The 1,737-nt window shown below is 45.2% G+C and carries 1 protein-coding gene; it reads right to left on the minus strand.

Annotated features, from left to right (window positions below; translation table 11 throughout):
- Positions 1 to 31: 31 nt before the first annotated feature.
- The gene (locus tag HQ41_RS06720; protein WP_081964794.1) at positions 32 to 946 is read right to left on the minus strand and encodes a phage integrase SAM-like domain-containing protein; all 915 of its coding nucleotides are present in this window, start codon (positions 944 to 946) and stop codon (positions 32 to 34) included.
- Positions 947 to 1,737 lie beyond the last annotated feature (791 nt).

The raw sequence follows: 1,737 nt of genomic DNA on the forward strand, positions 1-1,737 counted from the left end.
GGGGGATAGTATTCAAGGCTCCCCAAGCCGCTCAAACACGCAAAAAACACCGAGAAAGATACAAGAAACTTTGAGCGGCGCATTGCGCAATAGTCTCCCAGAGGCCATTTTCACTATCCCGGAAGAGATGTTCCCTGCCAAGTCGTATCAAGTCACAATAAGCCGTACCGGTATAGCAGGAAAAGAGAAAGAGGTCCCGGGCTCTCTCCAATTCTATCTGATGCTCATCGAAAGAGAGTGTTTCAAGCTTTTCAAAGGAGGCTTTGTCTAACGCTCTCGGAGATTTGTTCTTGCCCTGGTCAATACGGACGCCCTCGAACAGAAGCGTGTCGGCTACCCCTTCGCGATAAGCCAGTCGGCAAACCTTTTTGAGCTTGACGGAAAGACCGTGGAAATACCCCTGAGAAAAGCCCAGATCTCCTTTGATATAATGCTCGAAAAGGGGAAGGAGTTCCTCCGTGATTTGACTGAAAGCCAGATCATCCAGATTGAATTGCTTCCGGATGAAAGCGGCAAAATGTTTCCGTGCCGTATGGTAGGCCATCAGGGTTGAACGGGTCAGGTCTATGCCGACATGTGTTTCAAGTTCTTCTACCATACGGTCGTAGTACGCCAAAAAGGTTGTCCGGTTCTGCATGCAACCCTGAAAGGTTTCTTTAATATCAGTGGCAGTAAATACTTTGTCTCGTTCGACCAAGGTCTGATATGCCGACAGAATATCCGACAACAAGTTGTCCAGTTTGCCGTTGAGGATGACGGCTTCCCTGCTTTTTCCGTTCATACGGCTTTCACGGGCATTCCAGAGATCGGGTGGACAAGAGAGTTTGCAGCTGAACTGTGCCATCGTTCTGCCATAAGTGATCCGTCCCATGATGGGAGCTTTTCCCGTCTTATCCAAACCGCTCTTTTTCAGGTAGAGCAACACCTTGAATTTTTCTTTTTTCATACGCTTCGTTTTTAGGGGCAAAGTTACCCGTTACCGAAGCATTCTCTGCTATGCAAAACACTGTGCCAGAGCGAAACAGAGCCATAAACAAAAAGAATCTGGTTACCTTCTTTTGCCTTATCGTTACCTCCCGATGGAGAAGATAACGGTCTGGTAACGGAACTTCTGCACAAATCCACATTTTCTGCTCTTTTAACCGTAACGCAAATCATTGCATATTGACTTATTTCTCGCACATTACCAGATATTTACCATTCAATCACCTTCTCTTGCTTTTTCCTTGGATAGTTGTAGGACTAATTCGCCACGATGTGTCCACTAATCCGAAAAGATTGATGGGAAGAAATGCAGCAATTTAGACTTTGAGTAGATAAAACCTCTGTTTGTTGGATTGTATTTATTTGATTGTTAGTGTTTTGTCATGAGGTCGTTTTAGAGGGTGCTCCCCTTTGCCTAAACCCCAAGTGCCCAAATGAAGTTAGACGCCATGTGGAGCCTTCTAGGGGGCAAATATGAGGTCTATGTTTTTTAGTTCAATCATACTCGCATTTTCTCATCAACATTCTGAAATCTGGTCTAAATTCTAAAATCTAGCTTATTCGGAGCATTTGCCTAAGTCGTAAGTCATCTTTCACTCTCGCCTAGGCATCGTGATCCGAAATGTTTGGTTGGCCAAGGACTTGGACGCAGACTTTGTACTTTCCATTTTCTAACGCAACACTATGGTTATAAGAACGACAGGTGGCGGGCTAGCCCGCCACCTGTCAAAAATCGTTCATAGCTTTGATGTT

The organism is Porphyromonas sp. COT-290 OH860, from assembly GCF_000768935.1.
GTDB lineage: Bacteria > Bacteroidota > Bacteroidia > Bacteroidales > Porphyromonadaceae > Porphyromonas.

Excerpts from the sequence above, each read along its gene's own strand:
- HQ41_RS06720 (WP_081964794.1), bottom strand. The coding sequence starts at position 946 with ATGAAAAAAGAAAAATTCAAGGTGTTGCTCTACCTGAAAAAGAGCGGT.